The organism is Streptomyces sp. NPDC047028 (assembly GCF_040644095.1).
In the GTDB taxonomy this organism is placed as follows: domain Bacteria; phylum Actinomycetota; class Actinomycetes; order Streptomycetales; family Streptomycetaceae; genus Streptomyces.
Genome location: NZ_JBEYVS010000041.1, coordinates 29,747 through 52,625, shown reverse-complemented (window position 1 = coordinate 52,625; position 22,879 = coordinate 29,747). Strand labels below are relative to the sequence as shown.

General features: G+C 70.7%; 19 protein-coding genes, 4 pseudogenes and 9 riboswitches. Of the genes and pseudogenes, 16 read left to right on the top strand and 7 right to left on the bottom strand.

Annotated elements, in window-relative coordinates; all coding sequences use genetic code 11:
• Window positions 1-83: 83 nt before the first annotated feature.
• Window positions 84-154, bottom strand: a riboswitch (Fluoride riboswitch).
• Between the two features lie 44 nt (window positions 155-198).
• On the bottom strand, window positions 199-819 hold the full coding sequence (locus ABZ854_RS29640; RefSeq protein WP_361216690.1) for a phosphatase PAP2 family protein: 621 nt from the start codon (window positions 817-819) through the stop codon (window positions 199-201).
• Window positions 820-1,379: 560 nt separating this feature from the next.
• Window positions 1,380-1,456, bottom strand: a riboswitch (Fluoride riboswitch).
• 105 nt (window positions 1,457-1,561) lie between these two features.
• A riboswitch (Fluoride riboswitch) is annotated at window positions 1,562-1,624 on the top strand.
• Window positions 1,625-1,864: 240 nt separating this feature from the next.
• On the opposite strand from ABZ854_RS29640, the gene ABZ854_RS29635 reads away from it, so the two are divergent.
• Entirely contained in the window at window positions 1,865-2,158 is a 294-nt protein-coding gene (locus tag ABZ854_RS29635; RefSeq protein ID WP_361216687.1) for a hypothetical protein, read from the top strand.
• A 660-nt stretch (window positions 2,159-2,818) separates the two neighbouring features.
• Here the strand turns inward: ABZ854_RS29635 and ABZ854_RS29630 are convergent.
• Window positions 2,819-2,979: pseudogene (locus ABZ854_RS29630) on the bottom strand (lytic transglycosylase domain-containing protein); the annotation flags it as partial.
• Between the two features lie 129 nt (window positions 2,980-3,108).
• On the opposite strand from ABZ854_RS29630, the gene ABZ854_RS29625 reads away from it, so the two are divergent.
• From ABZ854_RS29625 to ABZ854_RS29600, 6 genes and pseudogenes are all read left to right on the top strand, one after another.
• The gene (locus ABZ854_RS29625) at window positions 3,109-3,369 is read left to right on the top strand and encodes a hypothetical protein (protein ID WP_361216684.1); all 261 of its coding nucleotides are present in this window, start codon (window positions 3,109-3,111) and stop codon (window positions 3,367-3,369) included.
• 148 nt (window positions 3,370-3,517) lie between these two features.
• Window positions 3,518-3,658: a hypothetical protein gene (locus tag ABZ854_RS29620; protein ID WP_361216681.1), complete on the top strand. Its 141-nt coding sequence runs from the start codon at window positions 3,518-3,520 to the stop codon at window positions 3,656-3,658.
• 76 nt (window positions 3,659-3,734) lie between these two features.
• Window positions 3,735-3,802, top strand: a riboswitch (Fluoride riboswitch).
• A gap of 28 nt (window positions 3,803-3,830) precedes the next feature.
• Window positions 3,831-4,361: an NUDIX hydrolase gene (locus ABZ854_RS29615; protein WP_361216678.1), complete on the top strand. Its 531-nt coding sequence runs from the start codon at window positions 3,831-3,833 to the stop codon at window positions 4,359-4,361.
• Between the two features lie 93 nt (window positions 4,362-4,454).
• A pseudogene (locus tag ABZ854_RS29610) lies at window positions 4,455-4,827 on the top strand (FAD-dependent oxidoreductase); the annotation flags it as partial.
• Between the two features lie 27 nt (window positions 4,828-4,854).
• Window positions 4,855-4,938, top strand: a riboswitch (Fluoride riboswitch).
• A 37-nt stretch (window positions 4,939-4,975) separates the two neighbouring features.
• Window positions 4,976-5,911, top strand: a complete 936-nt coding sequence (locus ABZ854_RS29605) for a hypothetical protein (protein WP_361216675.1) — start codon at window positions 4,976-4,978, stop codon at window positions 5,909-5,911.
• A gap of 344 nt (window positions 5,912-6,255) precedes the next feature.
• Window positions 6,256-7,026 (top strand): hypothetical protein, encoded by a 771-nt coding sequence (locus ABZ854_RS29600; protein WP_361216672.1) that lies wholly within the window; start codon window positions 6,256-6,258, stop codon window positions 7,024-7,026.
• A gap of 200 nt (window positions 7,027-7,226) precedes the next feature.
• Here the strand turns inward: ABZ854_RS29600 and ABZ854_RS29595 are convergent, their stop codons facing one another.
• Together ABZ854_RS29595 and meaB are read right to left on the bottom strand one after the other, a co-directional pair.
• A complete protein-coding gene (locus tag ABZ854_RS29595; protein WP_361216669.1) occupies window positions 7,227-8,528 on the bottom strand; it encodes a GAF domain-containing SpoIIE family protein phosphatase in 1,302 nt (433 codons plus the stop codon).
• Window positions 8,522-9,477, bottom strand: a pseudogene (gene meaB, locus ABZ854_RS29590) (methylmalonyl Co-A mutase-associated GTPase MeaB). The gene ABZ854_RS29595 and the pseudogene meaB overlap by 7 nt, the downstream one beginning before the upstream one ends.
• Window positions 9,478-9,590: 113 nt before the next feature.
• On the opposite strand from meaB, the gene ABZ854_RS29585 reads away from it, so the two are divergent.
• The 4 genes and pseudogenes from ABZ854_RS29585 to ABZ854_RS29570 all read left to right on the top strand — a co-directional run bounded on the left by ABZ854_RS29585 (window position 9,591) and on the right by ABZ854_RS29570 (window position 11,469).
• Window positions 9,591-10,433 carry an ABC transporter ATP-binding protein gene (locus tag ABZ854_RS29585; protein ID WP_361216666.1) on the top strand — a complete coding sequence of 281 codons (843 nt, stop codon included), beginning with the start codon at window positions 9,591-9,593 and terminating at the stop codon, window positions 10,431-10,433.
• Window positions 10,430-10,639, top strand: a complete 210-nt coding sequence (locus tag ABZ854_RS29580) for a hypothetical protein (RefSeq protein ID WP_361216663.1) — start codon at window positions 10,430-10,432, stop codon at window positions 10,637-10,639. The genes ABZ854_RS29585 and ABZ854_RS29580 overlap by 4 nt, the downstream gene beginning before the upstream one ends.
• A 193-nt stretch (window positions 10,640-10,832) precedes the next feature.
• A pseudogene (locus ABZ854_RS29575) lies at window positions 10,833-11,126 on the top strand (hypothetical protein); the annotation flags it as partial.
• Window positions 11,032-11,469, top strand: coding sequence for a hypothetical protein (locus ABZ854_RS29570; RefSeq protein WP_361216730.1), 438 nt, complete (start codon window positions 11,032-11,034; stop codon window positions 11,467-11,469). The pseudogene ABZ854_RS29575 and the gene ABZ854_RS29570, both read left to right, overlap by 95 nt.
• Window positions 11,470-11,531: 62 nt before the next feature.
• Here the strand turns inward: ABZ854_RS29570 and ABZ854_RS29565 are convergent, their stop codons facing one another.
• Window positions 11,532-12,029, bottom strand: a complete 498-nt coding sequence (locus ABZ854_RS29565) for an inorganic diphosphatase (protein WP_361216660.1) — start codon at window positions 12,027-12,029, stop codon at window positions 11,532-11,534.
• A 31-nt stretch (window positions 12,030-12,060) separates the two neighbouring features.
• A riboswitch (Fluoride riboswitch) is annotated at window positions 12,061-12,135 on the bottom strand.
• A 710-nt stretch (window positions 12,136-12,845) separates the two neighbouring features.
• Window positions 12,846-12,909: riboswitch (Fluoride riboswitch) on the top strand.
• 57 nt (window positions 12,910-12,966) lie between these two features.
• Between ABZ854_RS29565 and ABZ854_RS29560 the strand changes: the two genes are divergently transcribed.
• Window positions 12,967-14,526 carry a hypothetical protein gene (locus ABZ854_RS29560; protein ID WP_361216657.1) on the top strand — a complete coding sequence of 520 codons (1,560 nt, stop codon included), beginning with the start codon at window positions 12,967-12,969 and terminating at the stop codon, window positions 14,524-14,526.
• Window positions 14,523-16,124, top strand: coding sequence for a hypothetical protein (locus ABZ854_RS29555; protein ID WP_361216654.1), 1,602 nt, complete (start codon window positions 14,523-14,525; stop codon window positions 16,122-16,124). Before ABZ854_RS29560 ends, ABZ854_RS29555 begins: the two co-directional genes overlap by 4 nt.
• Here the strand turns inward: ABZ854_RS29555 and ABZ854_RS29550 are convergent.
• Window positions 16,043-18,451: a dynamin family protein gene (locus tag ABZ854_RS29550; RefSeq protein WP_361216651.1), complete on the bottom strand. Its 2,409-nt coding sequence runs from the start codon at window positions 18,449-18,451 to the stop codon at window positions 16,043-16,045. The genes ABZ854_RS29555 and ABZ854_RS29550 overlap by 82 nt on opposite strands.
• A gap of 873 nt (window positions 18,452-19,324) precedes the next feature.
• Between ABZ854_RS29550 and ABZ854_RS29545 the strand changes: the two genes are divergently transcribed.
• A complete protein-coding gene (locus ABZ854_RS29545) occupies window positions 19,325-19,609 on the top strand; it encodes a DUF211 domain-containing protein (protein WP_361216648.1) in 285 nt (94 codons plus the stop codon).
• Between the two features lie 44 nt (window positions 19,610-19,653).
• On the top strand, window positions 19,654-20,151 hold the full coding sequence (locus tag ABZ854_RS29540) for a hypothetical protein (RefSeq protein ID WP_361216645.1): 498 nt from the start codon (window positions 19,654-19,656) through the stop codon (window positions 20,149-20,151).
• Between the two features lie 179 nt (window positions 20,152-20,330).
• On the opposite strand, the gene ABZ854_RS29535 is transcribed toward ABZ854_RS29540, so the two are convergent.
• A complete protein-coding gene (locus ABZ854_RS29535; protein ID WP_361216642.1) occupies window positions 20,331-20,843 on the bottom strand; it encodes an inorganic diphosphatase in 513 nt (170 codons plus the stop codon).
• 28 nt (window positions 20,844-20,871) lie between these two features.
• Window positions 20,872-20,949, bottom strand: a riboswitch (Fluoride riboswitch).
• A gap of 144 nt (window positions 20,950-21,093) precedes the next feature.
• A riboswitch (Fluoride riboswitch) is annotated at window positions 21,094-21,157 on the top strand.
• A gap of 37 nt (window positions 21,158-21,194) precedes the next feature.
• Here ABZ854_RS29535 and ettA point away from each other — a divergent pair.
• On the top strand, window positions 21,195-22,862 hold the full coding sequence (gene ettA, locus ABZ854_RS29530; RefSeq protein WP_361216639.1) for an energy-dependent translational throttle protein EttA: 1,668 nt from the start codon (window positions 21,195-21,197) through the stop codon (window positions 22,860-22,862).
• The last annotated feature ends 17 nt before the right edge of the window (window positions 22,863-22,879 follow it).

Genomic DNA, 22,879 nt, shown 5'->3' with positions numbered 1-22,879 from the left:
CGGGTTCACCGCCTGAAGAGGTCGTACGTTCGGCTGTCATCGCGTCTGCCTCCACCGTGAGGGCACCGCGGAAGCGGTGCGGTCCATCGGTAGAAGCCATCAGCGGCCCAGGAGAACGCCGCGGTTGAAGGCGAGCCTCATCGCCTGTCCACCATCGTGGACGTCTGCCCCGTGCCCGTCAACGGGACAGCCCGCAGATCACCCGAAGGGACCCTGAATCGCCGGTCCGCTCCGAGAGCGGCAGGCGCCGGCCATCTCGGCGGCGGCCAGCCAGCCGTGGCCGAACAGCCAGCCACCGACGACGTCGGTGGGCCAGTGCACCCGCAGAGCGATACGGCTGAGCCCGACGGCCGCGCCCACGGCTCCGGCGACAGCCGGCCCCGCTCCGGTGGCCAGCCCGGTCGCCATCAGAGCCAGGGCGGTGTGCCGGGAAGGGAAACTCGCGCCGTCACAGGGCGCGAGTCGCTCTTCGGCCGGCGGACGCGGGCGGTCGACGGCGCGGCACAGCACCGTGCGCGCCGCGTCCCCGCCCGCCAGGACCAGCACGGGCAGATAGCGGTCGAGGGCGGACCGTCCGGTCCGCTCGGGCAGGAGGCACCGGGCGGCCACCAGCCCGTACGCCACTGGGCGCGAGCCCAGTGCCGTTACCGCCAGCCATGCCCGTCTGCCGGTGCGGGTGACCGGAGCGGGCAGTGTCATGCGCCGGTCGAAGGGCACCAGAGCGTCCCCACGCCGTGCGGCAACAGACAGCTCGGCCGTGGTCAGCAGCCCAGCGGCGAAGCGGGTTCCGGCGCTGCAGACGCGAACGCGGTCCGTCACGGCCCTGGTCCCTCCTGTCTCGCTACGGCTTGTCACACGGGTGCCGCGGCGGCTTGGGCGTCACTGACCTCATCATCCTCACGATCCGCTGAAACACCGGGGTGCCTCACCCAGCCGAGAACGATCGTGCCCATCGGGAGTACGGCCGTGCTTGGCGTGCTCTTTGCGCACGGCCGAGAGCGGACGCCGTTGTGTGCCATCCGTGGTCCAGACGGGGGCGCGTCGCCGCTTGAGCGACGCGCCCCCGTGAAGCCCCTCTCCGCGGCCGGGACCGGGGGTGGTCATCTCCGGTGGGAGCCGCGTCAAAGGGCTGGAGGCTGGAGCCACGGGGTGTCCAGGGACGCGGCTCCAGCCCGTCTTCAGGTTGTGCCTGCCCGCGGTCGGGTGCTGGCCACCGCGCTCGGCCTCACGACAGGCGGGGCGCACGACGCGTTGCGTGGCACGGGGCCGGGTGGCGACGCCCCTGCCACCGAGCTGGGGCTGCGGCGCCGACCGGGCGGGCTGGTGGCAGATCCCGGCTCCTTCCACCTGTGCACCTCCACTGGGGCATGCGTTCCCGACCATGGTCAGGAACCATCAACCCGGCAGGGCGGTTCGGACCGTTGAGGTCCAGGCGGGATCCATCGCCACGTCGAGTGAACAGGCGCTTGGCTCAGTGGTCAAGATGGCAGGTCCGACAGTGTCGTCGGCTTGACGTGGGCTGGTGCATCGAAGTGGCGCGCTGCTGTCCGTCGGCGGACACTGGAATCCGGGTGATGAGGCTCGCCTTTACCGCACATGATGTGCTGATGGCCTCTACGCGCAACGCCGTGGGGCGGTACCGTCACCCCCCCCGAGCGGACTCACCGCCTCACGGCCGGATTCAGAGAACGCGCTGGTCCTGCCGTCCCGGGACACGGGTGGCGAGGAGGCTCCGAGAAGATCAGGTGCCCCGCTGTTCACTACCGATGTACCCGGACGACACGGGACTTTGCCCGATGTGCGACACGTCCGTGGGACGGCGCCTCAGGCCATGCGCGGTAGACGAGGCACGGTGGCGAGAACAATGACACGGCAGTACGTCGCCGGTGAGCTGTCCCAGCTGATCGCCGAACTGGGGACGGCGGCCCCGGCTGACGGGGAAGACGTGGTCCGGGAGTTGCGGGCGCTGCGCCAGGAGGTGGAGACGCACCCGCCGGACACCTTGGGGCCGGTAGCTGAACGTGCGCTGGCCGCAGGGGACGTGTTGTGCTGGCAGTCCCTCTCGCACGGGGACATGGCCGCGTTCTGCTCACAGGCCGGAACCGTCGGCAGGCTGTATGTGTTCGGCGTCTGTTCCGGGTTGCTGGACGAGGCGTAGCCCCCAAAGCCCAGCACGTCGGGAGGTCGGCACATGAGTACCGGGTCCCAGTTCGGCGTGCGCGCAGGTCGCGGACAGGACCGGTGCAACGAGAACAGCACCGGTGATGACGCGAGCCAGGAGGAGACGGGGACGCGGCGGCGGAGCCAGAAGCGCGGCGACACGGCGCGGGACGGGCCCCGCCCCCGCCAAGCCGTGTGCGACGGCCGAAGATTCCGAGGCCCACGGCGAGGGTTCGCTCGTGGACGGACGCGGCTGGGGCGGCGTGCGCAGCAAGGGCCGCCTTGCCGACGGCGTGAGCCACCCGGGCGTGGTCGCCGCGCGTTCGTCCGCCCAGCGCTCGACCGTGCGCACGATGACGGCATGCTTCACCCGGAAGGCGCATCCTCCTCTCCCGCCACGCGGGGCATTTCACCGGCCCCGGGCCGATCGAAACCGGCGCCCGCATTCGGGGTATGCGACCCGGCCGACTGCGCGACCCAGGTCAGTCGCGCTCCGCCCGACGGGCGGGAATTGACGCGCGGTTACCGATGCCCGTGCTCTACAACGAGGCCTGAAGCCGCACGACCGCGCCTTCGAGCGGGCACGGCAGCGCCACGGCCCGGGCGCCGCCTTCGGGATCGGCAACTTGCACCGGGCAGCGTTCGACGAAGCCAAGGATCGGGCGCCGGGCGTGGCCCCGCGGGCGAAGGCCAGCATGTTGGAGCCGCCCGCGTTGTAGCCCAGGGCCAGCAACTCGTCCCGGCTGTAGGGTTCCTGGCGCCGGGCGGGCAACTCGGCGGCCAGGTGTCGAGGCACCCGGCCGCGGCCTTGACGGCCAGTCCGGGTCGCCCGGGTTGTCCGGGGCATGCGCTCCTTCTACTGTGAAAGCGAATACGGCGGAGGGGCCCGCCGTTGCCCGCGGTCATGCCGCCAACGGTCCCTGTCGATCGGAGCAGGAGGGCCGTCGCATGACTGAATACAGCGGACGTGGCCGCGCCGGCGCAGGGGCCAGGCCGAAGTGGATGTCAGGCCTGGTCGGGCTCGTGGCCCTGCTGGTGCTGTGCCTGGTGGGCGGAGCGGTCCTGGCCGGCGCCGCCGAGCTGGTGCTGGGCTGGTCGTTGCCGTTCTTCGTGATGGCCGCATCGGCGTTCGGCGTCGGTACGTGGCTGCCGCTGGTGATGGTGCCCAGGTCGCTGCCGGACGAGAGTGGTACGAGCGACTACCTGTAAGCCCCCCGTACGGGATCCGCGTCGGTCGGTTGTTGCGGGGCCGCTTCCGAGGTGAGGAGAAGTGCCAAACGGGTTCGCCGCCGTGGTCGTGTATCCGCCGAGGTCCTCCGGGCCGTCGGGGCGCCGGGTCACGGTGGAGGGCCACACCATGGGGTATGCGCGTGACCGGGTGGACGTCCTGTGGCTGGTGTGGGAGGCGGGGCTGGATCCGGACGAGGTACGGCTGGACGATCCCGAATGGGTCGAGTGGCGAGGCGCCGGGCCCGAGGTGTGGAGCGCGACCCCGTGACGAGACGGTGGGTCCTGCCCGGGACACGTCCTGTGATCGGCTTGCCCGTCCCTGTCGGCGGCCCGCACAATGAAGGCATCGACACGGCGATGGGGCTCGCCGCAACCGCAGACACTCGTCCCTGCTGATGGCCTCTACCGACAATCCCGCACGCGTCCGCGAGGAGGTCGGCATGGCCATGCCCGACAACACCGAGTTCCGCTGTTCCGTCATTTTGTTCCGTGGACAGTCCGTCCTGCTCGTCCACCGCACCGCGAAAAACCTGGATGACTGGGTGCTGCCAGGCGGCACACCCCGGCCGGGCGAGAGCATGGCCGCCTGCGCCCGCCGGGAAATGCGCGAGGAGACCGGCCTGGCCGTGGAGCCGACACGCGTCGCGTTCGTACTCGAGGCCATGGATCCCAGTAGCGGTGGCCGCACCGTGGACCTGGTCTTCGCCGCTGACGGATCTGCCCATGGCCAGACCCCGCGGCCCCTCGAACCAGGGATGGAGCCGGAGTTCGTCTCCTTCTCCCGGCTCCGCGAACTCGACCTGCGCCCGCCACTCGCCGGGCACCTGCCCGGTTTCTTCCACCGCGGTGCCCATCGGTACGCCCCCTACCTTGGCAACCTCTGGCGCCCCACCAACGCCTCCCGGCAGGAACAGGACGCTTCCGCACATTCCTTTCGGACGGCTGCGTCGGCTCTGTCGGACACGGACTGAGGGACGGTCTGCCTGGACGTCCCGGAAACGGTGCCTGACTGCCTGTGCCCCGGCTACGGTGCCGCGTCCACCGAGACGGCGGGGAGCGAGACGATGCGGGACTACGAGATCCGCCAGGTGGACGTGCTCGTGGTGGGCGCCGGTGGTGCCGGACTGCGGGCGGCGATCGAGGCGTCGACGTCCGGCGTCGAGGTGGCGGTGGTGTGCCGCTCGCTGTTGGGCAAGGCCCACACCGTGATGGCCGAGGGCGGCATCGCCGCGGCGATGGGCAACGTCTGTCCCAGGATGACTGGCGTGTCCACTTCCGGGACACGATATGCGCGGCGACAAGTCCATGAACAAATGGCGAATGGCGCAACGACACGCGCAGGAGGCCCCGGAGCGGTTCTGGGAGCTGGAGACGTGGAGCGCGCTGTTCGACCGGACCGCCGACGGGCGGACCAGCCAGCGGGACTTCGGCGGTCACCGCCTGGCCGATCACCGCCTGCCACACTCTCATCGAGGCGATGGAGCCCGCCTGGCATCACATGTTGCGGATGCCGAACCGCTACCGTCCGCTGATGGCTCCTGACACGTGCCGACCACCGCGTCAACACCGTGCCAGGAGCTGGATGATGCCGGAGCCCATTCCTGAGGCGAAGCCGCCGGAGTGCTGTGCGAACGGCGGCGCTGATCCGGTCAGCTTGCGGGCCCGGCACTGGTACGTGTGCGAACGCCTGTCAGTGGCTGAGATCGCCCGCAGAACCGGGCTGCCTCGCAGCCGCGTCGCGCGCGTACTCGACCGCGCGGGCGTCACTGTCAGACCGCGTGGAGCCGGCCACCACCATGGCACGGGGCCGCGACCGGGCTTCGGTGCCCTACTCCGCGAGCTCTACCTCGGACAGGGCCTCACCAGTGCCCAGATCGGGCTCCTGATCGGCAAGAACGAACGCACCGTCAGGCAGGAACTGGCCGCCTACGACATCCCCCGCCGCGGCAAGGGCCATACCGGGCAGATCACCCGCGCCCAACTGCCCGCCCATCGGCTGACGGACCTCTATGTGGGCTGTGAGCTCAGCGCGGAGCAGGTAGCGGCCAGGTTGGGGACCTCGCGGGGCACCGTTCTGCAAAACGCCCACGACCTCGGGCTACCCGTCCGGATAGGCGGACCGAGGCCGACCGACGGACCGACCGACATCCGGTTGATGTCGGCACTCTATGCGGACCCCCTCGTGACCGCCGCCCTGCACCGCCACCAGATCCGCCGTGTCCCGGCCGACCGGGGACGCCTGCGCCAGCGCTTCCCCACGCCGGTTCCCCTTACGGACACACTCCTTGCCGACCTCTACCAAAAGTGTGGTCTCGCAACCACGCACATCGAGCTGCTCACCGGGCAGACCGCCCCCACGATCCAACGGCGCCTCCACCGCGCCGGCATCCCCATGAGGACCCCGGGTGGCCGCTGTCCTTTCCTGCGCCGCTGGCGCGCCGGGAGCCCTGACGGTGACCAGACCCCCCGATCCGCCCATGCCGCGCAGCCCGCCGGCGCGAGCTGGGCTGCGCTCGATTGAACGGGAGGCGTCCCACGGGCTGTCACCAGACTCTGCCGACGTCCCGCGGCGCGCCGGTGGCGGCACCGATGGGCTGCGGGGGGCAGCTGGTCGCGCGGCGGGGAGGAATCGCTTCGCGGTCTGTTCCCGCTTGCGGCGCGGCGCTTCGGTAGGGCCGCCGGTGCCGGGGTATGTCCTTGAACAGGTCGTCGGCATCGGCCTCGCTCAACAGGAACGGCTCCATACCGGACATGGTGCCGCCACCCACAACGAGAGGGGAGCCCTCGTGCAGCCCACGGCCGGCCAAACGAGACAGCACACGGATGTGACGATGCCCGTGCACCACACGAGCGGGACGGGACGCGGTGCAGATCATTGATGCCCGGACCCTTCAGGCCACCGAGGTACGGCGACGGCCCGGCGGACTGCTGCGGGTGTGCGTGCACACCTCCCTCGTGGACAGCGTCGACGGGCCCGGGGATCTGCGTGCACTGCTGATCGCGGATGTACTGTTCCGGATCGCGGAGCTGGACGGAACCCAGGTGATCACCAGCTGGGTGGAGTCGTACCCGCTGGAGCCGGGCGCACAGGGCCTGGCTCGCGCCGCCGGCCTGCTGGGCATCCATCCCCCGGAACAACGCACTCCCGACGCGGCCCTCACGGCTGCCTCTGGCAGTCCCATCGACGTGCGGATCATCTCTCCCGCGGTCCGTACCCCGCAGGCCGGGCCGGAACTGGTGATCGGGGTGGGTCTCACGCGGTTGCCGGGTGCTCTGGAAACCGTGACCGCACAGGGACACGATCCTCTCGCCGTGCGCCTCGCACTGCTCGCACACGGCCACGGGCAGCAGGCCCTGCTCGGCCCGGAAGACGTCACCCAGGCCGACGCACTGCTGCATCGCTGGCGGCAGCGGGTGGCGACCTGGGCCGACGCACCCTCCCGGCCGATGCACGCTGCCACCGCCCGGCGTCTGGACGCCGCCTTCCACCAGGACCTGGACACGCCCGCGGTCCTGGACGCCCTGCGCGGACTGGAGACCGAGCCCGGGGTGCCGGACGGTTCGCGATTCGAGACCTTCGTCTACGCCGACCGCGTCCTGGCCGTGGAACTGCCCCGGGAGATCGGGCGGACCTGACGGGCCGGGTTCCGCTCGCGCCGCCACGCCTGCGCGGCATTCGCCTTGGTGGTCCAGTACGCGGCGGCGGACAACGACAAGAAACATCCGCTGGGCCGAACGCGCCGGTGCACGGCAGGCCACATCAGCACATGGGGTGAGTAACGCGCCCGCTGGTGGTTGTCACCGATGCCGGTGCCGTCCGTCATGCACCGCGACGTTCAGGGAACGCGCAGAGCGAGCAGGGCGACGTCGTCGTGCTGGTCGTCGCCCAGACGGGCCAGCAACTCGTCGAGGAAGGCAGGCAGCGCCTCGCGGGCGAGAGCGGCCCCGTGCTGCCGCAGTCTGGTGAGGCCGCGGCCGATGTCCTCGCCGGGGCGTTCGATGAGGCCGTCTGTGTAGAGCAGCAGCGTGGCGCCGGGGTGCAGGGTGATGGTCGCGGTCTCGCGTGTGAGGGCGGGGTCGACTCCCAGGATGGGGGCGTGGCCCTCTTCGAGCAGGAGGGTGTGGCCGTCCAGTTGGGTGAGCAGCGGCGGCAGGTGTCCGGCGTTGGTCCAGTGCAGCCGCCACGGTCCGGTGACGGGTGTCTCGATACGGGCGATGACGGCCGTGACGAGTTCGATGCTGGTCAGGCCCTGCATCACCCCATCCAGCCGGCTCATCACACCGGCGGGGTCGTCGCCGCTGTCGTAGGCCAGGGCCCGGAGCATGTTGCGCAGCTGCCCCATGCGGACGGCGGCCGCCAGGTCGTGGCCGACCACGTCGCCGATGGCAAGGATCGCCGAGCCGTCGGGCAGCGGGAAGGCGTCGTACCAGTCGCCGCCGACCTCTGCCCGTTCCCGGGCGGCCACGTAACGGGCGGCGAGCTGGAGGTGCGGCAGGCCGGACAGGTCGGGTAGCAGGGAGAGCTGGAGTTGCTCTGCCGTGTGCTGCTGGAGCGCGTACAGACGCGCGTTCTCGAGAGCGAGTCCGGCGCGGTGCGCGAGATCGGCGGCGAGGGCCTGCTCCTGTTCGTCGAACGGGACGGCTGGGGCACGGCGCACGAAGGTCAGCGCACCCAGGACCTGCCGCCGCACCCGCATGGGCGTGATCAGCGCGGTCTCGGCGCCCAGCACGCGGTACAGGGACCACTGGGCAGCCTGCAGGGAGTCACCCGGTTCGGGCACGCCGAAGTCGGTCACCACCACGGGCCCCGCGCCGCGCAACACCTTGGCCAGAGCCGCCGCCGAGTAGCCCGGTCGCGGCAGCTCTCCGGGCAGCACACGCAGCGCCCGCTCCGAGTCCCGGTCGCTGACCGTCAGGCGTCGCAATCCCTCCCCCTCGACCACGTCCACCACGCAGGCGTCGGCCAGGTGCGGCACCACCACCCGGGCCAGTCGGCGCAGCGCCTCCTCCGCGTCCAGGCCCGACGCCAGGGCCTGGCTTGCCTCCGCGAGCAGCCGCAGGCGGGCCGCGGCGGTCTCCGACGGGATCCCTGAACCGGGACCGGCACCTCCTGAGAGCTGGCTCTCCCTCTTCACCACGATCCTTCCCTCCGCCCCATCACCGCATCACCTCCGTCATCACCTTCGCCGACCGAGCCAGGCCGGTGAAGAGAGGCAACAAGCTCGTCCGCGGCCGCGTACGGGGCGAGTTCGCCGGCGACAACGCGTTCCGCAAGGCGGGGAAGGGCCTGACCGTCCATGCCTGACCTGTTCAGGCAGCAGCGAGGCGGTGACGTGCTCGACCTCCGAGGCCGCCACACGCCGTCGCCGTTTCGCCAGTGCTCCGCTGTCGGCCGTCCATGCCCAGTGTTCCGCGACGGCCCGGACCAACTCGTCCACACCGTCGCCGCGCGGCGCGACGATACGCAGGACAGGGGGCCACCATGGCTCAGTACTCCGGGCCGCGTTCAGCATGGCGGTCAACTGCCGTACGACGGTGCAGGCGCCTTCCCGGTCGGCCTTGTTGACAACGTACACGTCACCTGCCTCCAGCAGCCCGGACTTGGCCGCCTGCACCCAGTCACCGAACCGGGCGCGAGAACGACCACCAAGGTGTCCGCCACCGCACGGATATCCACCTCGGCCTGACCGGCCCCGACGCCCTCCACGAGGATCATGTCGTAGCCGGCCGCATCCAGCACGCGAATCGCCGAGGGCACCGGCGGCGCCAGTCCGCCCGGGCGCCCTCGGGTGGCCAGGGACCGGATGTAGACCCCGGCGTCGGGCCGCCGCCCCGTCGTCATCCGGAGCCGGTCACCCAGCAGCGCGCCGCCCGTCAACGGCGATGTCGGATCCGCCGCGAGCACCCCCACCCGCAGGCGCTGCCCCCGCCAGACCCCGATCAAAGCCGCCACCAGCGCGGACTTGCCGGCGCCCGGCGCCCCGTCACTTGCGCGCGCCCGGTGTACGGCGTCACCGCCACCACCTCACGCGGATACGACCGGCCCGCCTCCGACAATGACACCAGGCGGGCCACCGCCGCTGGCAAACCCGGAAGATCGCTCGTACGGTGAAAGGGAAGACGGACGGTGGAGGGGCCCACCGCCAACCGCGGCACATGTCGCCGCCGACGGTCCCTGCCGACAGGTAGGGAGACGTGGCATGACCGCACCCGCCACCCGCGCCAAGACCGCGCCGGAGGGGAGAGCGGCGCCGTCCGAACCGGTCGTCGTCATCGACGACCTGCACATCGTCTACCGCTCCGGCCTGCCAAGGCCCACCACTGGAGGCGCCCCCGCAACCCTGATGGGGCTGCTGGCGGGCAGGCGCCGCACCGCCGTCCGCGAGGTACACGCCGTACGTGGGATCTCTTTGATCGTCCGACGGGGCGAGACGGTCGGCGTGATCGGCGCCAACGGCTCGGGCAAGTCCAGCCTGCTGCGGGCGATCGCCGGCTCCCAGCCCCCCGAGCACGGCCTGGTCTACACCCGCGGCCGATCGGCCCTGCTCGGCGTCGACCCCGGTCTGATGAGCGACCTGTCCGGCGAGCGCAACATCGTCCTCGGCTGCCTGGCCATGGGCCTGACCCGGCAGCAGGTTCGGGAGAAGTTCGACGAGGTGGTGGAGTTCGCCGATCTCGGTGAGGCAGTCGACCGGCCGCTTCGGACGTACTCGACCGGCATGACCCAGCGGCTGCGGTTCGCGATCACCACGGTGATTCCCCACGATGTTCTGCTGATCGACGAGGCACTGGCCACCGGCGATGCCGCCTTCCGCCGGCGCAGCGCCGAGCGGCTGGCCGGCCTGCGGGCCAAGGCCGGGTGTGTCCTCCTCGTCAGCCACTCGCTCAGCGCCATCGAGGAGAGCTGCAACCGGGCCATCTGGCTGGAGGATGGCCGCATCCGCAGGGACGGCCGTCCGGCCGAGGTGCTGGCCGACTACCGCGGCGACGCGCCCCCACCTGCTACGAAGGATCCATCGCCGGGTGCTGGAGGCGCGCCTTGAACGGCATTGCGAACCCGATCAAGCGCATCCTGCGCTACGGCACCGGTCCCGCCGCCCGCCGTGCCGCCACCGGTGAGGCCGACCGGTTGTGGAAGCAGGGCGTTGCGGCGCGGGCGCTCTTCCGACCGGAGTACGGCGGCTGGGCCGTCCTGGTCTTCGAAGCACCCGTGCGGAAACGACCCGCCCACTCAACCCCTGCGAAGTAGGCAGCGGGGAGGGGTGCCGCATGTCCGACCGGCTGGTGGTGCACGGCGCGCGGGAGTACAACCTGCGCGGCGTCGATCTCGACCTTTCCCCCGGGACAGTCTGACCGTCTTCACCGGGCTGTCCGGCTCCGGCAAGTCCGGCCTGGCCCTCGACACGATCTTCGCCGAGGGGACGCGCCGCTCCGTCGAGTCGATGTCGGCGTACTCGTGCCCGTTCCCGTGCCACCGCCCTGCGACTGGCCGAAGGCCAGGTGATCACCGAGTTCGTCGACGCCCCGCAGGGTTCGCCGGACCGGGAACACACCTTCAGCAAGTACCTCGTCTGCCCGAACGGCCACCAACTGACCGTGACGGAGCTGGAGGGGGTGTGTACCGAGGTCGATCCGGAACTGGTGGCACCGGTCGACGAGTTGTCCCTGGCCGAGGGGCGATCGCGCCATGGGCGGGCCAGCAGACCGAGTACTTCCTGCGGCTGCTGGAGGTGGTGGCCACCGAGAGTGGTCTGCCGCTGGACACTCCGTGGCGCCGAATGTCGGCCAGGCCGCAAGGCCGTGCTGTACGGCACTGCGGAGCCGGTCCACATCAGCTACCGCAACCGGTTCGGCCGCGAGCGCAGCTACTGGATGCGGTGCCAAGGCGTGATCCCGTTCCTGGAGCGCCGCATCGCCGAGGCCGATTCGCCGTACGGACGCCAGCGGTACGAGGGGCACCTCAGCGGCCTGATCCTCACCCGGCGGCCGCCGACTGGATCATCGACCTCGGCCCGGAGGGCGGCGCCGTCGGCGGCGATGTCATCGCGGAAGGCACACCCGAAGACCTCACCACCGTAGAGCGCAGCCACACTGGCCAGACGCCCGGCCATGTCCTGGTGCCGCCATGCCTTGACTGATCGTCACTCCAGGGAGCCGGTGAGGCGTTCGTAGGAGTGGTGCGCCTCCGCAAGGAACTCCTCGGCCTCCCGACATCCTTCGCACCCCGTGATCTGCCAGGTGTGGCCGGGCCTGAACCGCCGCAGCACGGTGGCCAGCGCGCCCTCGTCGGCATGCCAGAGCCGTAGTGCCTCCGGGCCGGTGAGAGCGGCGAAGCGCGGGTCGCCGGCCGGCACGCACAGCACCTCGTCGTACGGCTGCCCGTCCCTCACGGCGTGCAGCAGGGCGACGGGACGGGCCCACACGCTCCGGTCCGGGTGCGCCGGCTCCTCCATCAGCAGCAGGACGTTGGCGGGCCCTCCCAGCTCGGTCAGGCTGTCCGGCATGTAACCGTCACCGACCGGACACCCGTACAGCTGCGACGGCCCGTGCCAGAGCAGGTCGTAGGAGCCTGCTGCGTCGTCCTCAGGTGTGAACGGTGATCCCGCGGTCGCATCCACCGCAACGGTAATGTCCAGCATGACCGGCCTCCGTGGCAGAACGTTTTCCGGATACCACGTAGAGGCCATCAGCACGGCCTGTCATCCCGACCGTACGGTCACGGCGAGCCTCATCGCCCGTAGAACTCGCTCTGCTCCATTCTGCCGCCTGCCGCCGCGCAGGCAACCGTTGCCGTGTATCCCGGTCGTGTCCTTCTTGCGCAGCGGCGCTGCGGCCGGCCCGGAAGGTGTCGTACGGGGAGCGCCGTCGCCCGCGGTCGGGCGCCGCCAACGGTCTCTGTCGTCCTCGACAGGAGGACCTGCTCATGCCGTCCCACGTCACCTTGCTGCTGCGCTCCGTCGAGATCCTCGACTGCCGGGCACGCCCGACACCGTCCGTCACCGCCGGCGTCGCCGGAGGAGCGGTCGGCCACGCCGGCGTGCACTCCGGGACCTCCATCGGCAGCCGTCAAGCCGTCAAGCCGCCGAACCGCTGGACCACGCCCCGCCCGTTTCCTGGGCAAAGGGGTGAGGCCGGTACCTACCGTCACCGAGACGCCGCTGGCGATGGCCGTCTGCCGCAAGGCCGGGTACGGCGCCCACGTCGCGGCACCACTCCGGCGAGACCGAGGATCCCTTCATCGCCGCCCTCGCCGGCGGATCGGCCTGCGGCCTGCTCAGGGCAGGGGCTCCTGCGCACGCGAGCGCGTCGCCGAGTACAACCGGCTCATCCACATCGCGGGCCGCCATCCCGTACTGGACCATGCGACGACGTAGTGACAAGGCGATGAGGCAGCCGACAGGCGGGCCGATCACCGCGACGTGCGGTTCTGGCGGAAAGCCGCGTTCGGGCGCACCATGGAGACGGGCGATGAGGCTCGCCCTTGACCGCACATCCCGTGCCGATGGCCTCTGCTACGTGGACGGTCGCGTTCCGCAACCGCCCGCCGACCGTCACGAGCCGGGAGGTGCCGCCGCCTTGTCCTTCCTCAGCGTGCTGTTCACGGACCCTGCCGAGCAGGCAGCCGCCGCGGCACAGGACGAACCCGCCTACTTCACCGACCTCAACCTCGACCAGGCTGTCGCATCCCTCACCGCCGGGCGGGAGGAGTACGGACTTCAGCCGCTGTTCCACACCCGCCTGTGGAACCCTGAGACGATCGCCTACCGGCACGAGGTCTTCCAGGACCTGGAGGACGAGACTCTGTCCGAAGGAGTCGCCGAGTTCGCCGCAGGCATGCGCGACGTGCGCCGCCAAATGGCCCAGGCGGACAAGCTGCGCCACCGCTACCAGAAGGAAAGCTGGTTTCTCGGCGCGGCCGAGACCTACTGCCAGGCCGTCTCCGGCCTCGTCCAGTTCATGGAGGAGGCGGAGCCTCGCTCGCGGGGGCTGCGTTCCGTGCGCGACTACGCCGCGGACTACCTCCGCTCGGATCGGTTCGAGCAGCTCCTGGCCGATGTCCGTCGCGTCCAGGACGGGCTCCGGGAAGTCCGCTACTGCATGGCCATCGGAGGCGGCAAGGTCACCGTGACCCGGTATGCGGACGAATCCGACTACGGCGCCGAAGTACTCGCCGCCTTCGAGAAGTTCAAGCAGGCCGAGGCGAAGAGCTACCTGCTCGCCTACAAGAACTTCGTGGACATGAACCACGTCGAGGAAGCGGTCCTGGACCGCGTCGCCCTGCTGTTCCCGGAGCCCTTCGCCGCGCTGGACGACTTCTGCGCCCGCCACCGGCACCATAGGGACCGCACGGTGGAGGCCTTCGACCGCGAGGTGCAGTTCTACCTCGCCTACCTGGAGTTCACGCGTCGTCCCCGAAGCGCCGGGCTGTCGCTGTGCTACCCACAGGTGTCCGACCGGTCCAAGCAGCTCCTCGGGCGAGAGGTGTTCGACCTGGCCCTGGCCGACAAACTGGTCGCCGAGGGCACGCCCGTGGTCCCCAACGACTTCCATCTCGACGGCCCCGAACGTGTCCTGGTCGTATCCGGCCCCAACCAGGGCGGCAAGACCACCTTCGCCCGCACCTTCGGCCAACTGCACCACCTGGCCGCGCTGGGCTGCCCGGTGCCGGGCACCGAGGCCCGACTGTTCCTCTGCGACCAGATCTTCACCCACTTCGAGCGAGGCGAGAACCTCAAGGACCTTTCCGGCAAGCTCCAGGACGACCTGGTCCGCGTCCACGACATCCTCCAGCGGGCCACCGCGTCCAGCGTGGTCATCATGAACGAGGTCTTCACCTCCACCACGCTCGACGACGCCGTTGTGCTCGGTACCCGCGTCCTGGAGAAGATCATCGACCTGGGGCTGCTGTGCGTGTGCGTCAGTTTCGTCGACGAACTGTCCCGTCTCGGCCCCTCCACGGTCAGCATGACCAGCACGATCGTCCCCGACGACCCCACGATGCGCACCTTCCGCGTCGTGCGGCGTCCGGCGGACGGGCTGTCGTACGCCATGGCCATCGCGGAGAAGTACGGACTCACCCACGACCGTCTGCTGGAGAGGATCAGCTCGCGGGCCGACGGAAGGATCGGATCGTGAAGGCATACCTGCTGTACGAGGACCGCGACTTCGACTGGAACGCCGAGCTGAACCCGGAGGCGGCAGACCTGGTCCGCGACCTCGGCCTGGACATCCTGTTCGACGCCATGGCCGACGCAGACGCGTTTCTGCGCGACACGGCCCGCCACGTCACGCTCGCCCCCCTCGCCGGCCCCGACGCCATCGTCTACCGGCAGCAGGTCCTGCACGACTGGCTGCGGCACCCCGATGTCCTGCTGGACATCTACCGCCTGGTGATCCAGGCCATCGCGGAGGAGCGCCGCATCTGGCCGAGCTTCCTGCGCAGCCCGGACTCGGTGATGCGCCGTGCGGTGCAGGCGATGGAGCTGTTCACCGGGCAGCTGCGCAAGCTGCGGCAGATCGGCGACGAGCACGCGGGAGACATGCAGTCGCCCGGCCTGGCCCGGTTCTTCACGATGCTGCAGAGCGAGCTCGACGACGCCTACTTCGCTACCGTGGCCGACCATCTGCGCCGCCTGCAGTTCAAGAACGGTGTGCTCGTCAGCGCCGAACTGGGCCACGGCTGCAAGGGCATGAAGTACGTGCTGTGCCGCCCAGGCCCCAAACCAGGCTGGCGCGAGCGTCTCACCGGCGGCAGCCCGCCCGCGCACACCTACCGCGTCCCCGACCGCGACGAGGCCGGCAGCCACGCCCTGTTCGAACTACGCGACCGTGGCCTCAACCTCGCCGCCGATGCCCTGGCCCGCTCCGCCGACCACATCCTGAGCTTCTTCACGACGCTGGCCCGTGAACTCGGATTCTACGTCGCCTGCCTGAAACTCCATCAGAAGCTGGCCGCCAAGGGCGAACCGCGCTGCTTCCCGACCCCGCTGCCGGTGGGCCGCTCCTCGCTGGCCTGCCGCGGCCTGTACGACACCTGCCTGAGCCTGCGCCGCGAGCAACGCGTGATCGGCAACGATGTCGACGCCGACGGCGTGCCGCTGGTCGTGATCACCGGTGCCAACGAAGGCGGCAAGTCGACCTTCCTGCGCAGCCTCGGCCTGGCTCAGCTGATGATGCAGGCCGGCCTGTTCGTCTCCGCCGACACCTTCGCCGCAGACGTCCGCACCCGTCTGTTCACGCATCACCGGCGCGAGGAGGACGCGGAGATGGAGAGCGGAAAGCTGGACGAGGAGCTGGCCCGGATGAGCGACATCGCGAACCGGGTGACGCCCGGAGCCGTCGTGTTGTTCAACGAGTCCTTCGCCGCCACCAACGAACGCGAGGGCTCCGAGATCGGCCGCCAGATCACCCGCGCCCTGCTGGAATCCGGAGTCAAAGTCATTCTCGTGACGCACTTGTACGACCTGGCCCACAGCCTCCACGAGCGGCCCCCGGAGCAGGGCGCGGTGTTCCTGCGGGCCCAGCGCCAGGCCGACGGGAAGCGCACCTTCCGCCTCGAGGTGGGCGAGCCGCTGCCCACCAGCTTCGGCGAGGACCTCTACCAGAACGTCTTCGGCGAACCCGCCCGGCCCTCACGGCCGGCCGGGACGAGTCAGGAGGGCGCCTCGCCCGGTCCCGAGGGGGGTGCGGTGAGCGACCGGTGTCCGGCGAGCAGGCGCAGCGCCTCGTCGTAGGCGCGGGCCTCCTCGCTGGTGACCAGGTCGCCTCGTAGAGCCTCCCGTTTGAGGGCCAAGCCGCGCATGTCCAGCGCGTTGCGGTGCAGCGCGGTGGCGAGGGCTTGACGCAGCGCCTGGGCGGCTTCGGGGGCGGGGCGGGTGGACAGCGCAAGTGTCAGATGGCGGAGGCACAGCACCGCGGTATCGCGGCCGGAGGCCGCAGCCCGGACGGTGTCGGCCACCGCCTCGCGCTCGTGCTCGGTGAGCGCCTCACAGACGGGACAGGGTGAACGCTGGTCGGTGGCGGGGCCGTGGAGAGGGGTGCCGGCGGCCTCGATGAGGTCGGCGACGTGCTCGGTCAGCTGCGCGTATCCGGCCGAGATGCCGACCGGGGAGGCCATCGCCGCGTACTGCCACGTGTGCTGTGGGCAGAACCCGCCGGTCCGGGCGTGCTCGGCCTGGTCGGCCTCGCGGGTGGCGAGCCGGAACTGCGTGTGGCGCAGCAGGTCGAAGAGTCTCGTCTGCAGTTGGTCGCACACCGGGCAGCGGTAGGCGTGCGCGGCTGCGCCTACGGGAGCGACTGTGGCGTCGGCGGGACTCAGCGTCGGCGGAGCCCACGACTCGAGGACGGCCGTCACCGTGGTGAGCCGGTCGGCAAGCGTGTCGAGAACCGCCAGCTCCTCGTCCTCGGGTCGGGTGGCCAGGTTGTGGCGGAAGCGGTCCGCCGCCTTGCGACTTTCGTGTTCTGCTTGTTCGCCCAGCCGATCCGTCCAGTCTCGCACCATGCGGTGCAACGCCTGAACGGCCTGGCGGTCGGTCGTGTCGATCGCCTCGTCGAGGGCGCGCGACAGCCGCATGTGCTCTCTGTCGCCACGGCCGAACCGCCATTGATCAGCCCACCGGAACGGGGCAGGCGGCACCGACCAGCTGATCCGGGGCACGGCGAGGGCCGGCACATCGTCCGGCGACCACCCCGTCAGATCGGCGGGGTCGTCCGGCAGCTCCAGTCCCGCGATCTCTGCGCCCACGAGGCCCGGAGAACGGCAAAGCTGCAGCAGGGCGCCGATCTCGTCCCCGGCCGCGTCCAGCACCCCCTCGTGGGTCTGGGCGGCGTGACGGCTCAGCCACGTGTCGACGACCGGCCCGCCGGCCTCCTCCAGACGATCCCGTACTGTGCGTACATACCCGCGGTCCGCGGTGTCCGTCCGGGCCCCGGCGAGGGCCTCGGCAGCGCACGGCTCCAGCGCCGCCCGCAGATCGGCGCGCCTGGCCTCGGCGTGGGCGGACAGCAACTCCGGCACGACGGCGCCGGCCCGTCGTTCGAGCGTCGTGCCGATGGCGTGCTGCCGTGCGCGGATCTCCTCCATGCGGGCGTCGAACTGCGCGGCCACCCGCGCCGGGGCGGGCCCGCCGTCGAGGTCCAGCCGACCCAGCGCGAGATCGCGGCGCAACCCGGCGACGAGCCGGGCTGCACGCTCGGCGGTGCCGCGCAGGAAGAGGCGCGACTTATCCCCGGTCAGGAACTCCACCAGCTCCCGCTCGAACGCCGGCACGCCGCTGTCCGCCAGACGACCCCCCTCTCCGTCCGCTCCGGTCTGCTGCGCCCACAGGGCGGACAAGGCGAACAGGCGGGGCTCGCCGAGCCGCAGGTCCTTCCGCAGCAGCCTTCGCAGGGACTCCTGAGCTTCCTGCGCTTCTTCCTCGGAGACCAGGTCCCGCTTGTTGACGACCAGGAACAGCTTGCCGGCATGCCGTGCGGCCTCGGCGAGGAAAGCGGCCTCGGCGTCCGTGAACGCCTGGTCGAAGCCGGTCACGTAGATCACCGCGTCGGCCTCGGGCAGGAACCGTCTCGTCGTAGCCGTGCCGGCCCGCACGTCCGTGCCTGCTCCGGGTGTGTCGATGAAGGCCACCCCGAGCCGCAGCAGCTCGGCGGGGATCTCGACCTCGGCCTCGGTGATCTGCAGTTCGGCCCGCTCGGTGCTGGACCGGGCCACGTAGCGGGCCACCTCGGACAGCGGGGCCTCGATCGGCGTGTCGGAGCCGCGGCGGCGGAACCACGCCCGCGGCCGGCTGCCGTAGCGCACCGTGGTCACCACCGATGTCATCGGCTGCGTCCCGGTGGGCAGGTACGGCCCGCCGAGCAGCGCGTTCATCAGCGTGCTCTTGCCCCGGCTGAACTGCCCCACGACCGCGAGGCGGAACCGGTCCTCTGCCAGGCGCGCCAGCAGGTGCCGGGCCTGCTGTTCGGTGTGCGCGTCGCCGCGGCCCCGGGCGATGTAGAGCGCGGCCCGCACCGTGTCCGCGAGCTCCAGACGGCGGCGCTGGTACTCCCGCAACCCGTTCATGTCCCCACTCTGCCCGCTTCCTGTCGCGGCGCGCACACCCCGCGCCGCCGCTGCGGCCGGGTTGTCCGGCGGGGTCACGCGCGCAAGACTTGACGCTGTGGGCGACGACCGCCATGCCTCGCGCCCGACCCCTGCTGGACCGAAGGACGCCATGACGGGGCGGGGAAGCCCGCTGAGACGTCCGCCGCCGCGCCGCCCGTCGCGTCTGCACGACGGGAAGCCTCCAGCGCGACGGCGGGCCCCACAGACAGGTCGGCGACGGCCCTCCGGCCCCTTCAGACGGACGCATTGGCCTGCGGCCGTCCGATCGCCGCTCCGTATTCCACGAGTGACCTGCTGCCGCGGTGCGTGATCTCCGGCCACCGCGGGATCCCCTGGACGAAGATCCGTCGCGGCGATGGCGGGAAGCGGGCGTCGACAACGGATCGTGTGCCGTGTAGGCGAGTTGCCTCCACCTACCGTCGTACCGTGATTCGGTTTGCCGCCGTTGGCGGCGAGCGCGGCGGCGGTGGCGGCTCTTCGCCCAGGACGGCGAGCCGACGACCAAGAAGGCGCAGGTGGCCGCGGCCTGGAGTCAACGCGCCTAGTCGTCAGGGAATTTGCGGTTGCGGAACAGTTGCGCAACGTCTGCTGGCGCAGCGATTGCGTCCGCCGCCAGCCGCAGGGGATGCCATTCTGTCGACACGTCAGCTCGGTGCACTGGCGGGCGCCTTCACCGAAGGGCGTCCTCGCCGGTCCCTGCGTTGTCTTCGGGCGGGACGGTGCGCACGCTTGCATCCGATCAGGTGACCGCGGGGTCCGGGTGACAACTTGCGATCAACGCTGGGCCGGCGTGCGGGCATCCTGGAGACAGCGAAGCGATGAGGAGTCCCGATGCCTGTCCGGCGGCTGGTCCTGGATGTCGACAAGACGGTCAACGAACCCGACCTGGTGCACCTGGCGCTGGTACTCGAAGCGGTGACCGGTGTGAAGGCGGTGAACATCTCCGTTACGGAAATCGATATCGAGACCGTCGGCACAGACGTCACGGTTGAGGGCGACGACATCGACTTCGAGGAACTTACGCATGCCATCGAACAGACCGGCGCAGTGGTCCACAGCGTCGACGAGGTCGTGACCGGTGCGTACATGCTGGAGCGCAAACCGCGGTCGCGATGAAGCGGCACGTTCGGAGCCTGGCCGCGCGGAGCACACTGCCGCTCGTGCTGGGGCTGGTGGACGGTCTCCTCAACGCGCTCACCCTCGCCGCCGCCTCACTGGTGGGCGAAGGCCAGCAGGTCAACTACCTGTTGGCGGTCCGGGTCGGACTGGTGGCACTGACCACGGCCGCGTTCGCGGTCTTCGTAGCCGACTACGCCGAGCGCCGGGCGTACTTGGTGCGCGCCTCCCGGCAGCTGAACCTGACCAGGCGGGGGCAACTGGCCACCACCCGCCTCGGCCGCCTTGCGGCGGCGCGTTCGCTTCTGGCCACGGCCATCGCGTGCACCGCGAGCTTCACCGCCGCGGCACTGCCACTGCTGGCCGGGGCGGCACTTCCGGGCCTGTCCTGGATGGTGGCCGTGATGGCCATCGCCGCCCTGGCCGCACTGGGGGCCGTCCTCGGCCACCTGTTCGCCGGTAGACCGAGCCTGTGGGCGACGGCCCTGGGGTGCGGAGGGGTGGCGGTGACCTGTATCGGCGTATGGCTGCACATCGCCTGACCAGAACCTGGTAGGCGGGCAGAGCACTCCGCAGCAACGACATCGTTCATCCCGTCGGACTCCGCGCGGTAGCACGCACCAATGGTGTCCCTGACCGAGCCGCCGCAGGACGGTGACAAAGGCAGCCTCACCGGCGGGCCAGGCACGCCGGGTGGCCGCGTCGGCCAGGGCCCGGAGGGTCACCGGCCGGGTTTCCGCTCCTGGCCCCCAGCGAGACGCTCATACGCGTGGCGGGCTTCGGCGAGGAACGTCTCCGCAGCCTCGATGCCGTCACAGGCCGTGATCCGCCACTGGTGTCCACGGTCGAGCCGGTGCAGGACCGCGGCGAGTGTGCCCTCGTCGGCGCGCCAGGCGCGCAGCGCGGCCACGTCGGACAGGCCGGCGAAGTTGGCGTCATGGGCGGGCACACACACCACCTCGACGCGTGGCTGACCGTCCACCTCGGCATGCACCAAGGCGACCGGCCGGGCGCGCACGGACTGTCCCGGCAGCGCCGGCTCCTCCATCAGCAACAGGGCGGCGGCGGGCCTGCCCTCCTCGGTGAGACTGTCGGTGACCCAGCCTGCGCCGACCGGGTATCCGGTCACCCGGATCGATCCCTCGCTCAGCAGGTCGTCCGCACCCGGACCGTCCTCCAGGGCGGGGGCGAAGGGTGATCCCGCAGTCGCCGCCACCGCGACCGTGATCTCCATCGTGGGCACCTCCCGCGGCGTGTCGGCCGTCCGCGTAGAGGCCATCAGCACGATCCGGTGGTCCGGCGTTCGCGCGGTCGTGGCGAGCCTCATCGCCCCCAACGTCTTAATTCTGCCCTCTACCGTGCCCCGGAGAAACACGTCACCGACCCCGAGCACAGGCCAGGCAGGGGTTTTGACGGTATGCGGTTGCGGTGCCAAGGGTGGGCACACCTGGCGCGCGTGGCAGCGGTGGGCGCACCATGGATGGAAAGAGACGGGTGATGAGGCTCGCCCTTACCCGCACGTCCCGTGCTGATGGCCTCTGCGAGCGACCGCCGCCGTCCGGCGGCCCGTATGGAGGCATCGCGGATGTACGTGTACACGATGCGCAAGGCCCGCATGGCCCACGGAGACAAGGTCATCCTCGACGACGTCACCCTCGCTTTCCTCCCCGGCGCCAAGATCGGCGTGGTCGGCCCGAACGGTATGGGCAAGTCCACCGTGCTGCGGATCATGGCAGGGCTGGAGCGGCCGACGAACGGCGACGCGTTCCCCGCGCCCGGCATCAGCGTCGGCGTCCTGGAGCAGGAGCCGCGACTGAACGAGACCACGACCGTGCGCGGCAACGTCGAGGAGGGAGTCGCCGGCATCCGGTCCATGCTGCACCGCTACGAGGAGGTCACCGCACGCCTCGGCGAGGTGGACGGCGAGGAGATGCAGCGGCTGCTCGAGGAACTCGGCACCCTCCAGGAATCCCTCGATCACGCCGATGCGTGGGAGCTGGACTCCCGGCTGGACCAGGCGATGGACGCCCTGCGCTGTCCTCCTCCGGACACTCCGGTGCGTGACCTGTCGGGCGGTGAGCGGCGCAGGGTCGCGCTGTGCAAGGTCCTGCTGTCCCAGCCGGACCTTCTCCTGCTCGACGAGCCGACCAACCACCTGGACGCCGAGTCGGTGGCCTGGCTGGAACAGCACCTGGCCGACTACCCGGGCACGGTCGTCGCGGTGACCCACGACCGGTACTTCCTGGACAACGTCGCCCAATGGATCCTGGAGATCGACCGCGGCCACGCCTACCCCTACGAGGGCAACTACTCCACCTACCTGGAGACCAAGGCGGCCCGCCTGCAGGTGGAGGGCCGCAAGGACGCCAAACGGCAAAAGCGCCTCGCCGAGGAACTCGCCTGGGTGCGGTCCGGCACCAAGGGGCGGCAGGCGAAGTCCAGGGCGCGCGTCCAGCGGTACGAGGAGCTGGCGGCCGAGGCCGACAAGCGCCGCAAGCTGGACTTCGAGGAGATCCAGATTCCGCCCGGCCCGCGCCTGGGCAGCCTGGTGCTGGAGACCGACCACGTCACCAAGGGGTACGGCGACCGGCTGCTGTTCGAGGATCTGTCGTTCTCCCTGCCGCGCGGTGGCCTCGTCGGCGTGCTCGGCCCCAACGGCGTCGGCAAGACCACTCTGTTCCGGATGATCGTCGGCCAGGAGCAGCCCGACGCGGGCACCCTGCGGCTCGGCGACACCGTCAAGATCTCCTACGCCGACCAGAACCGGGCCGGACTCGAAGCCGACAAGACGGTGTGGGAGGTCATCTCCGGCGGGCAGAACCACATCCGGCTCGGCAACGTCGAACTACCCTCGCGCGCCTACGTGGCGAGCTTCGGCTTCAAGGGGCCCGACCAGCAAAAGTCGGTCGGCGTGATGTCCGGCGGCGAACGCAACCGGCTCAACCTGGCCATGACCCTCAAGCAGGGCGGCAACCTGCTGTTGCTGGACGAGCCGACCAACGACCTCGACGTGGAGACCCTCGCTTCCCTGGAGGGGGCGCTGCTCGACTTCTCCGGCTGTGCGGTGATCACCGCGCACGACCGGTGGTTCCTGGACCGTGTCGCCACGCACATCCTCGCTTGGGAGGGCGGCGCCAACTGGTTCTGGTTCGAGGGTAACTTCGCCGACTACGAGGCCAACAAGGTCGAGCGGCTGGGCATTGATGCGGCACGCCCGCACCGGATCACCCACCGCCGTCTGGTCCGCGGCTGACCGGCACCGGCACCACA

Excerpts from the sequence above, each read along its gene's own strand:
- ABZ854_RS29605 (WP_361216675.1), top strand. The coding sequence starts at position 4,976 with ATGCCGGAGCCCATTCCTGAGGCGAAGCCGCCGGAGTGCTGTGCGAAC.
- ABZ854_RS29620 (WP_361216681.1), top strand. The coding sequence starts at position 3,518 with ATGGGGTATGCGCGTGACCGGGTGGACGTCCTGTGGCTGGTGTGGGAG.
- ABZ854_RS29625 (WP_361216684.1), top strand. The coding sequence starts at position 3,109 with ATGACTGAATACAGCGGACGTGGCCGCGCCGGCGCAGGGGCCAGGCCG.
- ABZ854_RS29615 (WP_361216678.1), top strand. The coding sequence starts at position 3,831 with ATGGCCATGCCCGACAACACCGAGTTCCGCTGTTCCGTCATTTTGTTC.
- ABZ854_RS29585 (WP_361216666.1), top strand. The coding sequence starts at position 9,591 with ATGACCGCACCCGCCACCCGCGCCAAGACCGCGCCGGAGGGGAGAGCG.
- ABZ854_RS29550 (WP_361216651.1), bottom strand. The coding sequence starts at position 18,451 with ATGAACGGGTTGCGGGAGTACCAGCGCCGCCGTCTGGAGCTCGCGGAC.
- ABZ854_RS29635 (WP_361216687.1), top strand. The coding sequence starts at position 1,865 with ATGACACGGCAGTACGTCGCCGGTGAGCTGTCCCAGCTGATCGCCGAA.
- ABZ854_RS29535 (WP_361216642.1), bottom strand. The coding sequence starts at position 20,843 with ATGGAGATCACGGTCGCGGTGGCGGCGACTGCGGGATCACCCTTCGCC.
- ettA (WP_361216639.1), top strand. The coding sequence starts at position 21,195 with ATGTACGTGTACACGATGCGCAAGGCCCGCATGGCCCACGGAGACAAG.
- ABZ854_RS29565 (WP_361216660.1), bottom strand. The coding sequence starts at position 12,029 with ATGCTGGACATTACCGTTGCGGTGGATGCGACCGCGGGATCACCGTTC.
- ABZ854_RS29545 (WP_361216648.1), top strand. The coding sequence starts at position 19,325 with ATGCCTGTCCGGCGGCTGGTCCTGGATGTCGACAAGACGGTCAACGAA.